Origin of the sequence: Acidisoma cellulosilyticum, assembly GCF_020621385.1 — a bacterium.
GTDB lineage: Bacteria > Pseudomonadota > Alphaproteobacteria > Acetobacterales > Acetobacteraceae > Acidisoma > Acidisoma cellulosilyticum.
In genome coordinates, this window is the sequence record NZ_JAESVA010000005.1 from 132,153 (window position 1) to 148,220 (window position 16,068).

Sequence of the window (16,068 nt, forward strand, 5' to 3'; positions counted from 1 at the left end):
CGGCCTTTTTTGTCTGCGGTGAAGGTTTTAAGCGCTGCGGCGAATACGCGCGCCGCAGGCGATGAGCTTTTCCACCATCCCGTCATACCCACGGTCGAGATGGTCCAGTCCGTCCAGCACGGTCTCGCCCTCGGCGACCAGGCCGGCCAGCACCACGGCGGCAGCGGCCCGCACATCATGGCCCGTCACCCGCGCGCCCGTCAGCCGTTCGGCGCCGCGAATGAAGGCGACGCGACCCTGCACCTGGATGCGCGCGCCCATTTTCCGCAGCTCATCGACATGCCGAAAGCGCTGCTCGAAGATCGTCTCGGTAATATCGCTGGCACCCTCGGCCATGGCCAGCAGCGCCATGGCAGGCGCCTGAAGATCGGTCGCGAAGCCGGGATAGGGACGTGTCTGCAGCGCAATCCCCTTCAGCCCGGCCGGGTTGCGGCGCGCGATAAGCCCGCCCGCCACTTCCTCCAGCACCACGCCGGCGGCCTCGAAGGCCGGGCCGGCGGCGCCGAGCAGATCCAACCGGGCATGGGTCAGGTGCAATTCGCCGTTCGTCATCGCGGCCGCACAGGCAAGCGTGCCGGTCTCGATCCGGTCCGGCATGACGGTATGAACGGCGCCGGTCAGCGGCGCGCCACCGGCGATGCGGATGACGTCGGTGCCCGCACCGTCGATTTGCGCGCCCATGGCCTGCAGGCAAAGGGCGAGGTCGACAATCTCAGGCTCCAGCGCCGCATTGCGGATCGTGGTCTGCCCTTTTGCGAGGACGGCGGCGAGCATCAGGTTTTCCGTGGCGCCGACTGACGGCAGGGGCATGAGGATATCTGCGCCATGCAGGCCCTGCGGCGCGCGGGCGCGAATCTGCCCGGATTCCAGGGTGATCTCGGCGCCCATGGCCGTCAGTCCGGCGATGTGAAAGTCGATCCCGCGCAACCCGATGGCGTCGCCGCCCGGCATGGGCAGGCAGGCCTCACCCGCGCGGCCCAGCAGGGCGCCGAGGATCAGCACGGACGCGCGCATGCGGCAGACGAGCCCGGCATCGATTCGCGCCGGGTGGATCTGGTCGGCCGCGAAGGTGGCGGAGAGGCCGGCTGCCGTTTGCGACCAGGAGAGTTTGACGCCCAGACCTTCCAGCAGATTCGCCAGAACCGCGACATCCAGGCTCGCCGGGATATTGTTCAGCGTGACCAGATGCGGCGTCAGCAGTGCCGAGACCATCAGCGGCAGCACGGCATTCTTGGCGCCGCTGATCGGATAAGTGCCGACCAGCTTTTGGCCGCCCTCGATGATGAGCGACGTTTCAGGGCGCGGCTGCCACCAGGGCGAGGCGCGAAGCAGGGTCTGATCGAGAAGCGGCATCTTGTCCCTACGAACAAAAGGATAGCTGCCGTTCTTAACAACTCGCTTCCAGAAATCAAAGAGAGTTTCGCTATGTTACTGCCGCTCACGACCCCCTTTTTCGGACACGGTTGCGCGAGCGGACTGGGGCAAAGCGCGGATGACGGTGCGACTCATTCCGACAATCCAGGGGCATGTAAATGAAATTGCAGATTAAATCGAGTGGAAATTTCCCAATATTAAATGCGGCTAAAATAGGGTTATTCAAATCTGCCGCTTCGACTTCCGAACAGGCGTCATGACACGGGTATGTGAAGCATTGCGGGCGCCAATACTAGCCCCCGAAATTCCACAGAATGATGGTCGGATACTCGGCTAGTCCGCTGATATCAGAGGATTTTTTGTCAAGGTTTTGGGATGGTTTGGATTGCGCGATGGGCTTAACCGCCCGATCCTTGAAGAATATCCAGGCACTTACATATCCGATCACGAAACACGCTTCGGCCTCTTACACAAGGAGGACAATATGAAACGAGAAATTCTTGCCGCCGTGATCGGCGCCAGCTTTATCGCCGCACCGGCTTTCGCGCAGACGAGTTATCAGACGACGACAACAACCGTGCCGACCCCGCCGCCTATGGTCATGCAGCCGGTACCGCCGCCCGGTATTCAGCCGGTGGCGCCCCCGCCGCCGGGCACGCTCAGCGTGACGACGGAGAAGAAATACCAGGATGCCTACGGCAATTCGCAGACATCGCAGCAGACAACATACGGAAATGCGAACGGCACTGTGTCGCAGAGCCAGTCGACCACCGTCACGCAGCCCGTGCCACCGCCGGTGACGACCACGACCCGGACCACGACCACATCCGTCAACTGATCAAACAGGAGCCCTTCATGACCCGATTGAAAACACGTCTCGCTTTTGGTGTCGCATTGCTGGGCGGCACTTGTTCGCTCGGCGGCTGCATCATTGCGCCGCCGCCGACGCCGAGCAGCAGCACGACGACGGAAAGCACGACGACCCAGGCTCAACCCATGACGCCGCCGCCGCCCGTGCTGACGCCGGGCCAGCCGGGAACGACGACCACGACGACCACACAGCCTTCACCTTAACCCGTATTGAGCAGGCATCCTGCCTGCTCCGTCGGAGCATGTTTCGGCAGCCGATGCCGCAGATCGTTCAGGATCTGCGGCATCGGCTGCTTTGCGACTATTCGGATGGGATCAGCGGATCGGCGCGGAACCAAGACCCGCGTCGCCGCCCCCGGGCGTGATGCCGCCATCGTAATAGGCATCGACCGCGCGGCTATGCCCACCGCTCCAGCGGCCGATATCATCGGCATCGTAGTGTGGTGCGGTTTCAAGCTGCGCCCTGTTCATATCGACAACATAGCCGCCGAGCCGCGTGTGGTATTGCAGTTGCTGCCAGGGCAAGGGGTGATAGCGGTCGCCGATGCCCAGAAAGCCGCCGAAGCTCAGCACGGCGTAATCGGTTTGGCCGGAAACCTTGTCGATGACGATGTCATAGACCTGGCCGAGCTTTTCGCCCGCCGGATCGAAGACTGCCGTGCCGCTCACCTGGCTTGCCGCAATCTTGTCGCCGCTGGGATCGTGCGGAGCCTGAATTGAGGCCAAGTTATCCTCCTGTCGCGGCAAAAGGCCGCTGCCTCCGAATTGGTCAGCATCGACCGTCGCGGCAAGCATCCTCATCACAAGTTGAGTGCGGATCTTTCTAATGACTCGTCAACATTGTCCGGATCGAGATGGCTGAGATAGGCAGAGAACATATCGGCCATGGCCTCGGCATAGGTGGTGATATCCGCGTCGGTTCGTGGGGATTCTGAGAACTGCTTGCCCGCCGCGCTCAATGTCGTCGTTATCAGCGTGCTGACCGAATGGCGCTGGGCATCCGTCGCCTTGGGCAGAACGACCTGCATGAAGCGCCGGACCGTATCGCTGCCTGACACGCGCACCGCTTGTGCCTCGGGCGCGTCGCGATACAGCGGCGCTGCGTCGTTCAAGGCAACCCGCATCGCGGCTTCCTCGCATTCCGAACGGATGAATGCATGGACAAGCCGGCGCAGGCGCAGCAGCGGCGGCGTTTGCTCATCTTCCAGAATATCGCGCAGCATGTCCGTGGTTTGCCGCCATTCGTCGCTTTGCAGGCGGAATAGGATTGCCGCCTTATTGGGGAAATACTGATACAGCGACCCGATACTGACGCCGGCCTTCTCGGCCACCCGCGCGGTGGTGAAGCGCGGCGCGCCCTCCTTCGCCAAAACCTGAGCCGCCGCTTCCAGAATGGCGGCGACAAGCTCGGACGATCTTGCCTGTTTGGGCTGCTTTCGCGAGGAAATCCGGGGTTTTTTGGGGTCTGTCATGATGCGCCGCTGAATGCGAATAGAGAATGCGACGGATTAATCGTATTTCTGGCGGCGCGCAAGAACGCGCATCGCTTTGACCGGAGACCTGCATGACCACGCTGACGACTGCCCCCGTCGCTTCCTTGCTCGAACGCTTGTTCGAAACGGATGCTGCATCCTGGTCCGGGGCCAGCCCGGACCTCGCCGCGATGTCCGAGGACGAACAGAACCGCCTGATGCGGAGCAAGACCGAGTATCGCGATTTCTACGGCCGTATGAAGGACCTGCCGCTGGCGGTCAGCCGGGAGACGGGTGCGCTGCTCTATATGCTGGCGCGCAGCACGCGCGCGAAGGTGGTCGTCGAATTCGGCACGTCCTTCGGCATTTCCACGCTGCATCTCGCCGCCGCCCTGCGGGACAATGGCGGCGGTCGGCTCATCACGTGCGAGTTCGAGCCTTCCAAGGTGGCGCGGGCGCGCGACCATCTGACCGAAGCGGGCCTAATCGATCTGGTCGAGATACGCGAAGGGGACGCGCTGCAGACGCTGAGTGTGGATCTGCCCGAGACGATCGATTTTCTTCTGCTGGACGGCGCCAAGTCGCTCTATCCGGAGGTTTTAAGCCTGGTCGAAAGCCGGCTAAGGCCGGGCGCCCTGATCATTGCTGATAATGCGGATTATGCCCCGGATTATCTGGCGCGCGTACGCTCGCGCGCCAAGGGCTATATCTCCACGCCTTTCGGTGATGAGGTTGAACTGTCCATGCGCATCGGCTAGAGCATATCACAGTCAGATGACATCATCTGACTGTGTGAAGATGCTCGCAAAAACAATAATCTAGAGCGGTATCTGTGAGCGTAAGCGAACAGGAAACGCTTTAGCGCCCGGGCGTGGCGCCGATGAAGGGCAGGGGCGTATTGCCGGTCAGATAGGTCGGCATCACGCCATTCCAGCGCGACAGCGCACGGAGTTGCAGAATCTCAGGCGTCAGAGAGGCATTCACCAAAGCATTGGCCTTCGCCTCTGCTTGAGCCTGCAAAACGGTCGCCTGCGCGCTGCCGGTGGCGGTCTCCACCGCCGCGTCGGCTGCCGCTTTGGCCTGCACCACCTGTTGCTGCGCGCTGATCTGGGTCTGCTGCAGCGTGTACTGGGCCTGCAGGGCCTGCTGCTGCGCCACCTGTTTTTCCTCGATCGCCTGTTCATAGGCCTGGGAGAAGGCGAAATTCGCGACGTTCACGCTCTCGACCGTCAGGTGATAGGGGGCGAGAGACGCGACCACCAGATCCTTGATCTCGGCGTCGATCCTGTCGCGTGAGGTGACGAGTTCCTGTGCATCGTAGCGGGCGGTGATCGCCTTCACGTCATTGCTGACCGAAGGCGTGATGATGCGTTGCCCGACCGTGTCGAAGGAGCGGAAATTCTGCCAAAAATAGGATGCCTCGGCCGGATCGACATGGAAGGTCACCGCGATCGCCGTCTGGACGGTCTGCAGGTCATGCGTCGCCGCCGTCTCATTGCTGGTCACGGTCTGCGGCTGTGTCGAGACCGTGACCACCGTCTGATAGAACGGAATGGCGAAATGCAGGCCGGGCTGCAGCGCCTCCGGCTGAACGGACCCGAAGGCGGTCTTCAGCCCGACCGTGCCGGATTGTACGGTATAGAAGGGATTCAGGGAGACGATCACGACAATGACCACAAGAACGGCAATCGCCCCGATGATAAGCCGGCGGAACGGAGCGGGAGTCGGAGAGGGAAAGGAGCCCGCGGACGGGACGGAGGTCGGGAGACGCATGACGTTCCTCTGGTCATTGCTGGCCCGCCCATCATACAGGCTGGCCTACCGTTAGGCGACTGGCCGGGCCGCGCTGACGGGGCTAGGGTCGCCTAGAAGCCGGGGCCGGCCCATATCAGGCGAGAGACCGAAGCATGCTGGTTCATCAGGGCGAACAGCGCAGCTACAAGGCGGATCAGGGCCTGGCCTGGTGGCTGGCCGGTGTCGCCGGGGCTTTGAACACGGCGGGTCTTTATGCGGTCGGCATGTTCTCGGCCAATATGACGGGCAATGTATCTGCCTTCGCGGATCGCTTCGGCGTGGGCGATCTGCTCGCGGCCATCCCCTATCTGGGGCTTGTCCTCACATTCATTGCGGGGGCGACGATATCGACGGTCTTGATCAATTACGGCCGGCGGCGGGGGATCACCCGTATCTTTGCCTTGAATATCGTGGTGGAGGCATTGCTGCTGATGGCCCTGAGCCTGGCCGATTATTGGATGCCGCCGCTGGTCCACAGCACGGTGCTGGCTTTCGGCCTGGCTTTCGTTCTGGGGCTGCAGAATGCCGTGGTGACGCGCATCTCCAACGCCCGCGTCCGCACCACGCATGTCACCGGCATGGTCACCGATATCGGGATCGAGCTTGCGAATCTTCTCGAATTTCGCGGGGTGGCGTCGCCGGATGCCCGCGCCAATCGGGACAAGCTGCGGCTGCATCTGCAGACCGTCACATCCTTCGTCTTTGGCGGCATTATCGGCGTGATCGCCTATCGCCGCATCGGCGTCGGATTGCTGCTCGCCGCCGCGACCATCCTTCTGGTGCTTGCGATCCGTGGCCTCGTCCAAGCGGGGCATCTCCGTCAGGATGGCCTCGCCGCGCGATAGAGACAGCGCAAATTGCCGCTAATGCTTCACAAGGTTCATTGTGCTATCGCCAGGACGCTCCGGGAAGCTCATGGCCGTCCCTGCCGGCAGACGAGCAAATACCTTGGCGTCATGATGGAACGCGCGATAGGTCGCCTGGGGCAGCGGTGGCAGTCCCCAGTCTGACGGCACCGCCAGTAGGACGGTGCAAGCGAGAAGAGCCGAGCCGAGCCAGCGCGCTGATCCGATACGGCTGCAGGCGCAGGCGACCAGGACGACGAGCCAAGCGCAGATCGGGTGGAAGGCGTAGCGATACGCGATATTCGCCTCAAAACTTTGCCATGCGGGAATATTTGCCAGACGCAGGCTGTCGATCAGGCCGGCTGCAAATTCGCAGGAGACAAAAATCAGAAACAGTCTGAGAATCAGCGGGCCGCGCAGAAAAGCCGTCAATACGGTGCCGAGAGCTGCGAGCGTCAGACACAGGGACAAAGCGACGGAAACAGGATCGCCATTGGATATCCAGCCAAAGCCATATCCCCAACCATTGCTGACGATACGTTGCGCGCCGAAAGTGGCGACCCCGACGACGTTGATGAGCAGAATATTGGCGAAGGCAGGAATACTCGCACCAAGGCCCGCCCCGGCGCCGCCCCGGCTCGCGTGATGAAGAACAATAAGGCTCAGCTGGACCAGGGCCGTCGCGATGACAAGGCAGGCGCGCCAGAAATTCCAGCGGGAGCGTCGCCAAAACCACCAGATCAAGGCGGGTGGCGCAAGGAATGCCGAAAATGGCCCGCTCAGGCCGGCAATGAGGAGAACGAGTGTATCGAACAGTTTTTCGACGCTGTTGCGGGGCGTGGCGGCGGTCAAGACAAGGAAAGCCAACAGCGATAGGTGCCATTGGCTATCGGTTGTATTGACATAGACTTCATGCATGCCTGGAACGGCGATGAGCAGGGCGGCCAGAAAGAGGCGTTTACCCTGTGACGGTATCGCTTCTGCCATGCGGCGCGACAGGAGAAAGGCGGCCGGAGCCGCCTGGATCACAAGCGCAACCCAGGCAAAGACGATCGGCGCATTGATCAGAGAGACAGCCTGGCTGATCCAGGCTGTGAGCATCGAAACGGTTTGCAAATAGCTGCTTTGGTCGATCAGCAGACATTTCCAACCATTCGCATAGCAGCTTGGATACCAAACCCAGCCATCCTCTGCCCAAAAAGTCGCTCGGGACAATATTGTGGGGCAGCGCAGCCAAATAAGAAACATGACAATGCAAGTGATGGCCAGAGGGCGCCAATAGAACCGATCCGGAATTGCATTGAGCTTTGTCAAAAGAAAGCTGAGGCCGCTCTCCGTGTCGACAGAGAATTTGATGTCGAGGCCTAGGAGTCGAACAGACCGGAATGGATGTTTTATTGGTAAGGCCGAAGCTTTTGCGATGGTCCCAAATGCGGTCTGGGACGGATTGTCTTCCGCGATTTTGTTCAGCATTTGACGCCAGTTGCTCACACAGTGTCGACGTTAAACTTGCTGAAGCGGGTCAGTTGTTCAGTCTCTCCATTCATCTGAAAGACCAAACAAGCTATCCTTAATATAATTTTGTGGACCAAACAAGCTGTTGACCTTGTCGACTTTCTGCCAGTTTTGCTGTTACAAAGCAGGCCAAATTTTGTAAGGCCTTCATACCGTTCCGCTCTTTGCACGGAGGCTGCGGAAAGGAACGGCATGGGGTGAACCTTCGACGCTTTCGCTGGGGGGACGTGACCTGGACGCAGGTGCAGCGACTCGTTGAGGAGGCGCGGGGCCAGGCGACAGAGGCCGATCGCCGTGGCGAGCCTCTGTCAAAAAGGTCGGTTGTCAGTGCTCATTTGTCTGGATCGCTCGGCGCGAAGCGCTTTCCGGTCGATTGTGTGCAAGGCCCATGAACAGAAGGACGGCCACCCCCAAATCTGTCATGCGCGGGCCTGGCCGGCCCGCCCCCCGACCCGCGCATCTACCCGCTTGCGCAGGCAAACGGCCGTCTGGGTGGGGCGGCGGCTAGGTGCGGCCGGCTAGGTGCGACCGGGTAGGTCCGGGGCGCGCGGCCCGCGCAACAAGTGCGGGGATGACGAGTTATCTCTTAAAACCTGACAGGCTCTAGCGTGAGGAACTTATGGCTCCCGGCCAAACATCGCCCGATAGACTTCCTTATACGTGAGGATGACATCGGGAATGGTATCGGCCGATCTGATGGTTTCAAGCACATGGGCCGTAAGGGTCGCCGCCGCCTGAGCTTCACCGGCGCGGATCAAATGCTGTAACTCGGCCGCGTTCTGGCTGGAACTAGTCATGACGTTTCCTTTTTTGTTTGTTCTTGGCCGGATCCTAGGCTTGTGACATCGAACTGTCACGGATATCTGTTTGTGCAGTGCAAGCCAATCAGCGGGCGACTGGCGGCAAGGGCTCACCGCTGGATCAAGACGCGCGATTTTCAGCGCGAACCCGCGCGGCTCGCGCGGCGCCAGGTGCTTTCCAGCAGAATCGCGGCGAGGCCCAGAAACAGAAAAGGTCCTTTCCAGGTCAGCGATATGCCCAAGCGCGGTAGAGCGAGCCAGACAATCAACAGCCAGACGATGATGGCGACGGCGAAGCGGCCATCATCCACGAACAGGCCCCAAACTTCCCGCAGGATGGTTCTGATCCAGGACATCATGTGCTCCTAACCGGTCGCGCGGGAGGTGGCAGCCGCTCTCGACCGACAGAGCGGCACCGCAAGAAGGGCGATCGCCAGGAAGCCCGCGACCAGAAACAGAATCGACCGATCCTGGCCCGGCCAGGGGGCACCGATCCCCTCGCCGACCCAGAAGGTGCCGAAGGCCGAGAGCAGCACGCCGACCATGAATTTCAGCGCATTCTCCGGCACACGGGACAGCGGTCGGTGAAGGATGACACCAAGCATCCCGACCAGGACCAGGGCCGCGAATGCGCCGATGCTGGCCGATAGAAGCAGGCCGCGTCCACCCGCGCCGACCGCGATGACGATGAAGACGACCTCTACCCCCTCCAGCATGGTGATCTGAAAGGCCGCACCGAAAGCGACCTTATCCCAGCCGGAAGCAGCGCCGTGATGCCCCATGGCCTTGGTCTGCCGTTCGAACGCCGCCGTTTCATCGTGGAGAGGAATGACGCCGCTTGCGCGCAGGATCGCCTTGCGCAGCCAGCGCAGGCCAAACAGCAGCAGCAGCGCGCCCACGGTCAATTGGATGATGTCGAGCGGCATCCTTGTCAGGGTCGTGCCAAGCACGCCGACCAGAAGCAGCAGCACGCAGAGAGCGGCGGCCGTGCCTGCCAAGGCATCGCGCCAGCCGCGCATACTGCCGACCGCAAGGATGACTGTCAGCGCCTCGACGAACTCGACCGTCGAGGCCAGGAAGGCGGCCAGCATGGACGGACCGATATGGGTCCAGGCGAGATCGGTCATCCGAAATTCCCTTGTTTATTCGGCTGGGGCCGTGACCCGGTCAACATCGCGCCGGGTGACGGACAGATAGAAGACAAGCAGAACAATGCAGGCCGTCAGCAGCAGGCTGAGATGGCCGGTGCCGAAGCCCAAGCCGCCAAAACCTGTCGGCTTGCCGATCCAATCCGCGAAGGACGCCCCGAGCGGACGCGTCATGACATAGGAAAACCAGAAAGCGACGATCGGGTTCAAGCCGAATTTCCAGAAGCCAAGGCCCGGTAGCAGAAACAGGCCGAGGAAGACAAAGCCGGACAGCAGATTGCCGAGGTGAAGCGTGACGGCTGTCCAGTCCCCAGCCGCAGTGCCAAGCGTGAAGCTGGTCATGACCGTCACCCAATAGAAGACCTCACGCCGGCTCGCATCGATGCTGTGGACAGACAGCGTGCCTTCGACCCGATACCAGGCGAAGAAGATGACTGCCAGAAGGCTGGCGAAGACGACGGTGGAGATTGTCAGAGGTAAGCCGAATAAATGTAGCGCATCCGCGAACATGGTGCCGAAGATTGCGATCATCGAGACCAGGAACCAGTAGCTCCAGGAGTTATAACGCGTGGTGGAAAACTGAATGAGAAGGGCGATGACAAAGCCCGTGGCACCCAGGCCGACCGCCAGAATAGGGTCCATATGCTTCACGAGGTAGTCGGAGGCCGCTTCGCCCATCGCGGTGGAGAGGATCTTCACGGTCCAGAAATTCAAAGTTGTGAGCGGAACCTTAGATGCGCCGATGACGCGCGGCCTCTCCTCCAATGTCGTTACTAATGAACTCATGATCCTTCCTTTATCGGTCGGGGACTGCGCAGGGCATTTCCTAGGAAGCGCGCCGTGAAACGCGCTTCGCCCCAATATGAACCAGGCGTTAGATGAGTGGGCAGCGCCTATGAAGCGGCCTTATCAACCAGCCCGAGTGGGGTGTTGAGGAATTCTGTCGCCTGGGCCTCGGCTAGGCTCGCCATGGGAGACTCATGATTGAAGATGTGCCAAAGCGTCGCGATCAATACCAAGACGGACCTGCGGCTTGTTCTGGCGAAGAACATACGCCGCGCGCGCCAGCATGCGGAGCTCAGCCAACGCGACATTCAGAAGCGGACAGGGATCGCGCAAGCCTATCTGAGCCAATTGGAAGGCGGTCGGTGGAGTGTCGGGCTTGACACTATCGCGAAAATTGCAGAATCATCTGGATTTGTCTGGCATGAGCTGTTGAATCCCGACTTCAATCCAGTGATGAGCGCTTAGCGCGATGCCCAGTCCCACCTTCAGCTTGTGCAGGGTCAGCGATGGCACCTGACCGATCTGCTCGGCGATGAAGGCGCGCTGCCAGTCGCAAAGCTGGATGAAAACCAGACCTTGGTGATTTGTCCTCGGACCATTGCCTAAGCGCGGGTATGCGTGTGGTCGCTGCCCCGCCCGCCGTGCTCATGCCGGTCGTGCGTCACCGCCACCGGCACGACATGAAGATTGGCATGACGCACGCCGCGCTGGCTGGTCAGGCTGTCCGCTAAGCCGCGCACATCGCCCACCGGCCCGCGCAGGACCGACACTTCCAGGCAAGTATCATGGTCTAGATGCACATGCATGCCCGCGACGCTCAGATCGTGATGGTCATGCAGCGTATGGGTCAGCCGTTGCGCCAGGGCCCGCGTCTCATGGTCATAGACATAGCCGAGTATTGCCACGCAGGGCGTCTGGTCCGCGATTGCCGCTTCTTGTGTGGCGGCAGCACGAATCATGTCGCGAATGGCTTCCGATCGGCTTGCATAGCCTTTGGCGGCCATGAGCGTATCGACCGCCTCAAGCAGATCGTCGTCGATCGTGATGGTGAAGCGCTGCATCGGGTTCGATCTCCACATTGGTGTCTTCGGGCGCTGGACGTCATATTATCTTTATGAATAGTATGACGTCGAGCGCATGGGCGAGGCGGTTTTGCGACAGGTCATCTCTCGGATCTTCAATGACCGCAGCGGCAACCTGCCTATCAAGGTCATCGGCCTCTATACGATCCTGATCGGCGCCAATCTCGCGGCCTGGGCCTGGGCGATCATCGCCTTTCGCCATCACCCGGTCCTGCTCGGCACCGCGCTCCTCGCCTATAGTTTCGGCCTGCGGCACGCGGTCGACGCGGATCATATCGCGGCCATCGACAATGTGACGCGCAAGCTGATGCAGGAAGGGAAGCGGCCGGTTTCGGTGGGCTTTTTCTTTTCCTTGGGCCATTCGACCATCGTCATCTTAGCTTCCGTCGCGATCGCGGCGACCGCGACCGCCTTCAAAAGCCAGATCGATGGGCTGCACACAATCGGCGGCGTCATCGGCACCTTGGTCTCGGCGCTGTTTCTGTTGGCGATCGCGGCCATGAACCTCGTCATTCTATTGGGCGTCTACCGCACCTTCCGGCGCGTGAAGGCGGGCGCAGCCTATGTGGATGATGATCTGAACGCTTTGCTCGCCGGGCGGGGGCTGTTTGCCCGCCTGTTCCGGCCGATGTTCGGGCTGATCCAGCGCAGTTGGCACATGTATCCGCTCGGTTTCCTCTTTGGTCTTGGTTTTGATACGGCGACGGAGGTCGGGCTGCTCGGCATATCGGCGGCCCAGGCCTCGCAGGGCCTCTCGGTCTGGTCGATCCTGGTCTTTCCAGCCCTGTTCACGGCCGGGATGTCCTTGGTCGATACGACCGACAGCATCCTGATGCTGGGGGCCTATGGCTGGGCTTTCGTGAAGCCCATCCGCAAGCTCTATTACAACCTGACCATTACCCTGGTCTCCGTCGTCGTCGCGGTTCTGGTCGGCGGCATCGAAGCGCTCGGCCTGATTCAGGGCCAGCTCAACCTGACGGGTCCGTTCTGGCGCGGCATCAGTGCGCTGAACGACAATTTCGGCAGCATCGGTTATCTCATCATCGGTGTCTTCGTCGCGAGCTGGATCATCGCCGCGGTCATCTACCGTGCGAAGGGATACGACCGTCTGGACGTCGAGATCGGCTGACCGCCGATGATGGTGCCAGCCGCGCGCCCTATACCACGGGCGTGCTGACGGTTTTGAGCGCACTTGCTTAAGGCAAGGCGGGATGGCGGCGCAGGACGCGGCCATCCCGATCAGACCTTAGAGGCCGCTGCCTCCGGTCTGGCTGATCTCGATATCGTCGAGCTTCTTCACGCGGTAGATGACGAAGGAGATGCTCCAGGCGGCGGCAAAGATACCGATGATGCCATAGCCAAGCAGGCCGAAATTATTGTTGAGGTCGTTCATCCGATCCCAGAACCAGCCTTGCAGGTTCAACTCTCCCGCGATGAGGCCGAGCGTCTCGATCCCACCAATCAGTATGGCGACGATGGCGGAGACGATGGTGATGGTGAGGTTGTAATAGAGCTTGCGGATGGGCTTCACGAAAGCCCAGCCGTAGGCGCCGAGCATCAGGATGCCGTCCGTCGTGTCGATGAGCGACATCCCGGCCGAAAACAGGGCCGGGAAAGCCAGGATCGACCAGACCGGCAGGCCCTTGCTCGCTTCGGTCGCGGCGACCGTCAGCAGGCTGACCTCCGTCACCGTGTCGAAGCCGAGGCCGAACAGAAAGCCGACAGGCAGCATCTGCCAGCTATGGTCGATGAGCCGGAACAGCGGGCGCAGCAGGCGCGCGATCACCCCACGATTATTGAGCAGGATGTTGAAGCTGTCGTCGTCATAAGCGCCACCACGCCGCACGTGGCGGTAGGTCTGCCAGACCCCGCGCGCGATCATCAGGTTCATGACCGCCATGATCAGCAGGAAACTGCCCGAAACGATGGTACTGATGATGCCTGCGTAGGTGTTGAAGACGTCGAAGCCCTTCTGCAGGCCGACGACCGCGACGGCGATGATGGCCGTTCCGATCAGCAGCACCAGGGAATGACCGATGGAGAAGAAAAACCCGACCGTCACCGGGCGCTTGCCTTCCTGCATCAGCTTGCGCGTGACGTTGTCGATGGCCGCGATATGGTCGGCGTCGACCGCATGACGCAGTCCGAAGCTGTAAGCCAGCAGCGCGGTGCCGAGCAGAACCGGGCGGTCGTGAAAGGCGACGATGGCCCAGATCCAGGCCCCGATATTGGCGGCGATCAGGAATGTGTACATTCCGACGACCTTGCCGCGCACATCGGCTGAGCTGTCGTTGAAGACGTGTTTTAACGTTCTAAGCATGAGCAATCTGCCCTCAATCGGCGTTTGTCTCTACAAACCGGCTCAGGAGAGCAGATCCTGAACCCACCGAGGCACCCCGCCCGGTGTGAATGCGTCGACGCCTGTCGATGGCAGGTCTCCTGGCTCACGGGTCTTTGTCCAACATCGCCTTCCCGGGTCACCCCAGTGGCATTTTGACGAAGGACTCGCCGCTTACAGTTGCGGGGGCAGCCGTGGCATTGGGCTCGCCGCCCGCACCACATTCCCGTTTAATCCCCTCTCGGGGAACCATCTCCTCCGGCTTAGCCGGAAAGACGCGATCGTCGCAAGCGGCAGGTCAGCCATCATCAGCCATCAAAAGAAAAGGCTCCGGCATTGCCGAGGCCTTTCATCAGTCCGGTGAGGACGGTTAGCGCCAAGCGAGCTTCGGGCTTAGGCGCGGACGATCCAGACGGCCGGGAAATCAGACGGCACTTCGTTGATCGGCGGCAGGATCGCGGCCACCACAACGACGGCGACGAAGTCGGAGAGATGAGATGCTGCTATTTTCGAAAAATGAGTCCGCGGTGAGTTCGGGCGACGAACCCACTAGTCACTGTCGAACTTATTTAGGGAAAATCCACCACATAACCCAATCAAATCCGAGGGCTACGTGGTGGAGCCAAGGGGAGTCGAACCCCTGACCTCTTGAATGCCATTCAAGCGCTCTACCAACTGAGCTATGGCCCCGCCGTGCGGTGAGCGGCATATAGACGGGCCTTATCCTGCCGATCAAGCCCCCTCTTTCCGAAACCTGTCACATTCAGATGCATGGCTGACACCCTATCCTCCTCCATTTCCCGACAGGCCCTGATGGAATCAGAGGCCTGTTCCAACCTCTGGGCGCTCCACCTCTGGGCGGTAGCGTCTGGGACCAGGATTCCCCCTTGCGACGCCTATGGCAGCGATTCGGTATTGCAACTGATCCAGGGATTCGCCGGTCGGGCCGATATCCCGGCTCATCTGCTGGCCGGGCTGCTGCTGGCAGCCGATCTACGGCCCGACGACCGGTTATGGGTGGAGGGGGCATCGCCCGTCTGGCTGCCGCAGGCTCTGTCTCTCATTGCGGGGCGAGCGGCGTCCTATGAGGCAGCCCACGTGCTGGTGACGGACGCCTGGCCCGCCATCCTGCTGCCCACCGTCCGGAGGATCATTCTGACCGGCGACGGGGCAGGGCAGGGGGAAGCCCCGCCCGGCGTCACGGTCAGTCTCTCAAAAGACTGGTCTTAGGGTCGGGAATCGAGGGCCGATTGCAGGATGCGGGCGGCGGCCATCCTATCCACCACGGCGGCTCGGCGCTTGCGGCTGAGATCGGCCTCGCCGATCAGGATCTCATGCACGGCGGAGGTCGTCAGCGTCTCATCCCACAGCGCCGCCGGCAGTTCCAGCGCGTCGGAAATGGCCCAGGCCCAGTCCCGTGCCGCTTGTGCTGCCGGACCCATGCGCCCGTCCTCACCCAAGGGCAGGCCGACGATGAGCCCGCCGACCTCCTCCCGCATGATCAATTTGCCCAGCTGTTCGACGATGCCCGACAGCTTGCCCCGCCGAATGCTGCCATAAGGGCTGGCGACTTTCAGCCTTACATCGGACAAGGCGACGCCAATCGTCTTCGACCCGGGGTCGAGCCCGATGAGCCGTTCGTTATGCGCGAGCCCCGCGCATAGGTCCTCGAAGTTGATGACTGTCATGCTGCCCTTTATGGTCCGCGCCCATTCAAACCCCAAGGACCGTTTTTGCTCCATGGCCTCCTCATCCTCCCCCCTCGACCCTGCCGTCGTCCGCCGCATCGCCCGGCTGGCGCGTATCCGTCTGGCCGATGAGGATGTCGCCCAATTGCAAACCGAGCTCGGCTCCATCATCGGCTGGATCGAACAGCTGGATGAGGTCGATGTCTCGGGCGTCGATCCGCTCGCCAATATCGGGGCGGCGTCGATGACGTTGCGCGATGACGTGGTGACGGACGGCGATCAGGTCGATGCCGTGCTGGCCAATGCGCCCGCCCGTTCCGGGCCTTTCTTCACCGTGCCCAAGGTCGTGGAATAAG

At 61.3% G+C, this 16,068-nt stretch carries 20 protein-coding genes, 1 tRNA gene and 1 riboswitch; of the genes, 8 read left to right on the plus strand and 13 right to left on the minus strand.

Annotated features, from left to right (window positions below):
• Positions 1 to 27 precede the first annotated feature (27 nt).
• Complete coding sequence (gene murA / locus ACELLULO517_RS15485) at positions 28 to 1,353, minus strand: UDP-N-acetylglucosamine 1-carboxyvinyltransferase (RefSeq protein WP_227308313.1); 1,326 nt, start codon at positions 1,351 to 1,353, stop codon at positions 28 to 30.
• Positions 1,354 to 1,858: 505 nt separating this feature from the next.
• On the opposite strand from murA, the gene ACELLULO517_RS15490 reads away from it, so the two are divergent.
• Positions 1,859 to 2,212 (plus strand): hypothetical protein, encoded by a 354-nt coding sequence (locus ACELLULO517_RS15490; protein ID WP_227308314.1) that lies wholly within the window; start codon positions 1,859 to 1,861, stop codon positions 2,210 to 2,212.
• 17 nt (positions 2,213 to 2,229) lie between these two features.
• Positions 2,230 to 2,448: a hypothetical protein gene (locus ACELLULO517_RS15495; RefSeq protein ID WP_227308315.1), complete on the plus strand. Its 219-nt coding sequence runs from the start codon at positions 2,230 to 2,232 to the stop codon at positions 2,446 to 2,448.
• A 111-nt stretch (positions 2,449 to 2,559) separates the two neighbouring features.
• Here ACELLULO517_RS15495 and ACELLULO517_RS15500 read toward each other — a convergent pair whose 3' ends face one another.
• On the minus strand, positions 2,560 to 2,970 hold the full coding sequence (locus tag ACELLULO517_RS15500) for a PRC-barrel domain-containing protein (protein ID WP_227308316.1): 411 nt from the start codon (positions 2,968 to 2,970) through the stop codon (positions 2,560 to 2,562).
• Positions 2,971 to 3,044: 74 nt separating this feature from the next.
• Positions 3,045 to 3,716 carry a TetR family transcriptional regulator gene (locus tag ACELLULO517_RS15505; RefSeq protein WP_227308317.1) on the minus strand — a complete coding sequence of 224 codons (672 nt, stop codon included), beginning with the start codon at positions 3,714 to 3,716 and terminating at the stop codon, positions 3,045 to 3,047.
• Positions 3,717 to 3,808: 92 nt separating this feature from the next.
• Between ACELLULO517_RS15505 and ACELLULO517_RS15510 the strand changes: the two genes are divergently transcribed.
• On the plus strand, positions 3,809 to 4,474 hold the full coding sequence (locus ACELLULO517_RS15510) for an O-methyltransferase (RefSeq protein ID WP_227308318.1): 666 nt from the start codon (positions 3,809 to 3,811) through the stop codon (positions 4,472 to 4,474).
• Between the two features lie 100 nt (positions 4,475 to 4,574).
• Here the strand turns inward: ACELLULO517_RS15510 and ACELLULO517_RS15515 are convergent, their stop codons facing one another.
• On the minus strand, positions 4,575 to 5,489 hold the full coding sequence (locus ACELLULO517_RS15515) for a prohibitin family protein (RefSeq protein WP_227308319.1): 915 nt from the start codon (positions 5,487 to 5,489) through the stop codon (positions 4,575 to 4,577).
• A gap of 134 nt (positions 5,490 to 5,623) precedes the next feature.
• On the opposite strand from ACELLULO517_RS15515, the gene ACELLULO517_RS15520 reads away from it, so the two are divergent.
• The gene (locus ACELLULO517_RS15520; protein WP_227308320.1) at positions 5,624 to 6,355 is read left to right on the plus strand and encodes a YoaK family protein; all 732 of its coding nucleotides are present in this window, start codon (positions 5,624 to 5,626) and stop codon (positions 6,353 to 6,355) included.
• 18 nt (positions 6,356 to 6,373) lie between these two features.
• On the opposite strand, the gene ACELLULO517_RS15525 is transcribed toward ACELLULO517_RS15520, so the two are convergent.
• The 5 genes from ACELLULO517_RS15525 to ACELLULO517_RS15545 form a co-directional block, all read right to left on the minus strand.
• Positions 6,374 to 7,456 (minus strand): hypothetical protein, encoded by a 1,083-nt coding sequence (locus ACELLULO517_RS15525; protein WP_227308321.1) that lies wholly within the window; start codon positions 7,454 to 7,456, stop codon positions 6,374 to 6,376.
• Between the two features lie 1,031 nt (positions 7,457 to 8,487).
• A complete protein-coding gene (locus ACELLULO517_RS15530) occupies positions 8,488 to 8,667 on the minus strand; it encodes a hypothetical protein (protein ID WP_227308322.1) in 180 nt (59 codons plus the stop codon).
• Positions 8,668 to 8,807: 140 nt separating this feature from the next.
• A complete protein-coding gene (locus ACELLULO517_RS15535) occupies positions 8,808 to 9,026 on the minus strand; it encodes a hypothetical protein (RefSeq protein WP_227308323.1) in 219 nt (72 codons plus the stop codon).
• Between the two features lie 9 nt (positions 9,027 to 9,035).
• Positions 9,036 to 9,797 (minus strand): COG4280 domain-containing protein, encoded by a 762-nt coding sequence (locus ACELLULO517_RS15540; RefSeq protein WP_227308324.1) that lies wholly within the window; start codon positions 9,795 to 9,797, stop codon positions 9,036 to 9,038.
• Positions 9,798 to 9,812: 15 nt separating this feature from the next.
• Positions 9,813 to 10,604, minus strand: coding sequence for a COG4705 family protein (locus ACELLULO517_RS15545; protein ID WP_227308325.1), 792 nt, complete (start codon positions 10,602 to 10,604; stop codon positions 9,813 to 9,815).
• Positions 10,605 to 10,808: 204 nt separating this feature from the next.
• Between ACELLULO517_RS15545 and ACELLULO517_RS15550 the strand changes: the two genes are divergently transcribed.
• Positions 10,809 to 11,069: a helix-turn-helix domain-containing protein gene (locus tag ACELLULO517_RS15550; RefSeq protein WP_227308699.1), complete on the plus strand. Its 261-nt coding sequence runs from the start codon at positions 10,809 to 10,811 to the stop codon at positions 11,067 to 11,069.
• A 137-nt stretch (positions 11,070 to 11,206) separates the two neighbouring features.
• On the opposite strand, the gene nikR is transcribed toward ACELLULO517_RS15550, so the two are convergent.
• A complete protein-coding gene (nikR, locus tag ACELLULO517_RS15555; RefSeq protein WP_227308326.1) occupies positions 11,207 to 11,665 on the minus strand; it encodes a nickel-responsive transcriptional regulator NikR in 459 nt (152 codons plus the stop codon).
• 76 nt (positions 11,666 to 11,741) lie between these two features.
• On the opposite strand from nikR, the gene ACELLULO517_RS15560 reads away from it, so the two are divergent.
• Complete coding sequence (locus ACELLULO517_RS15560) at positions 11,742 to 12,815, plus strand: HoxN/HupN/NixA family nickel/cobalt transporter (RefSeq protein WP_227308327.1); 1,074 nt, start codon at positions 11,742 to 11,744, stop codon at positions 12,813 to 12,815.
• Between the two features lie 117 nt (positions 12,816 to 12,932).
• Here ACELLULO517_RS15560 and ACELLULO517_RS15565 read toward each other — a convergent pair whose 3' ends face one another.
• Both ACELLULO517_RS15565 and ACELLULO517_RS15570 read right to left on the minus strand, forming a co-directional pair.
• Positions 12,933 to 14,006, minus strand: coding sequence for a HoxN/HupN/NixA family nickel/cobalt transporter (locus ACELLULO517_RS15565; protein ID WP_227308328.1), 1,074 nt, complete (start codon positions 14,004 to 14,006; stop codon positions 12,933 to 12,935).
• A 92-nt stretch (positions 14,007 to 14,098) separates the two neighbouring features.
• Positions 14,099 to 14,293, minus strand: a riboswitch (cobalamin riboswitch).
• Positions 14,294 to 14,638: 345 nt separating this feature from the next.
• Positions 14,639 to 14,714 (minus strand) — tRNA-Ala (locus ACELLULO517_RS15570).
• An 81-nt stretch (positions 14,715 to 14,795) separates the two neighbouring features.
• On the opposite strand from ACELLULO517_RS15570, the gene ACELLULO517_RS15575 reads away from it, so the two are divergent.
• On the plus strand, positions 14,796 to 15,254 hold the full coding sequence (locus ACELLULO517_RS15575; RefSeq protein WP_227308329.1) for a hypothetical protein: 459 nt from the start codon (positions 14,796 to 14,798) through the stop codon (positions 15,252 to 15,254).
• On the opposite strand, the gene ruvX is transcribed toward ACELLULO517_RS15575, so the two are convergent.
• Entirely contained in the window at positions 15,251 to 15,712 is a 462-nt protein-coding gene (ruvX, locus tag ACELLULO517_RS15580; protein WP_227308330.1) for a Holliday junction resolvase RuvX, read from the minus strand. The two genes, ACELLULO517_RS15575 and ruvX, sit on opposite strands and share 4 nt — an antisense overlap.
• A 52-nt stretch (positions 15,713 to 15,764) precedes the next feature.
• Here ruvX and gatC point away from each other — a divergent pair, with 52 nt between their 5' ends.
• Complete coding sequence (gatC, locus tag ACELLULO517_RS15585) at positions 15,765 to 16,067, plus strand: Asp-tRNA(Asn)/Glu-tRNA(Gln) amidotransferase subunit GatC (protein ID WP_227308331.1); 303 nt, start codon at positions 15,765 to 15,767, stop codon at positions 16,065 to 16,067.
• Position 16,068: the final 1 nt, after the last annotated feature.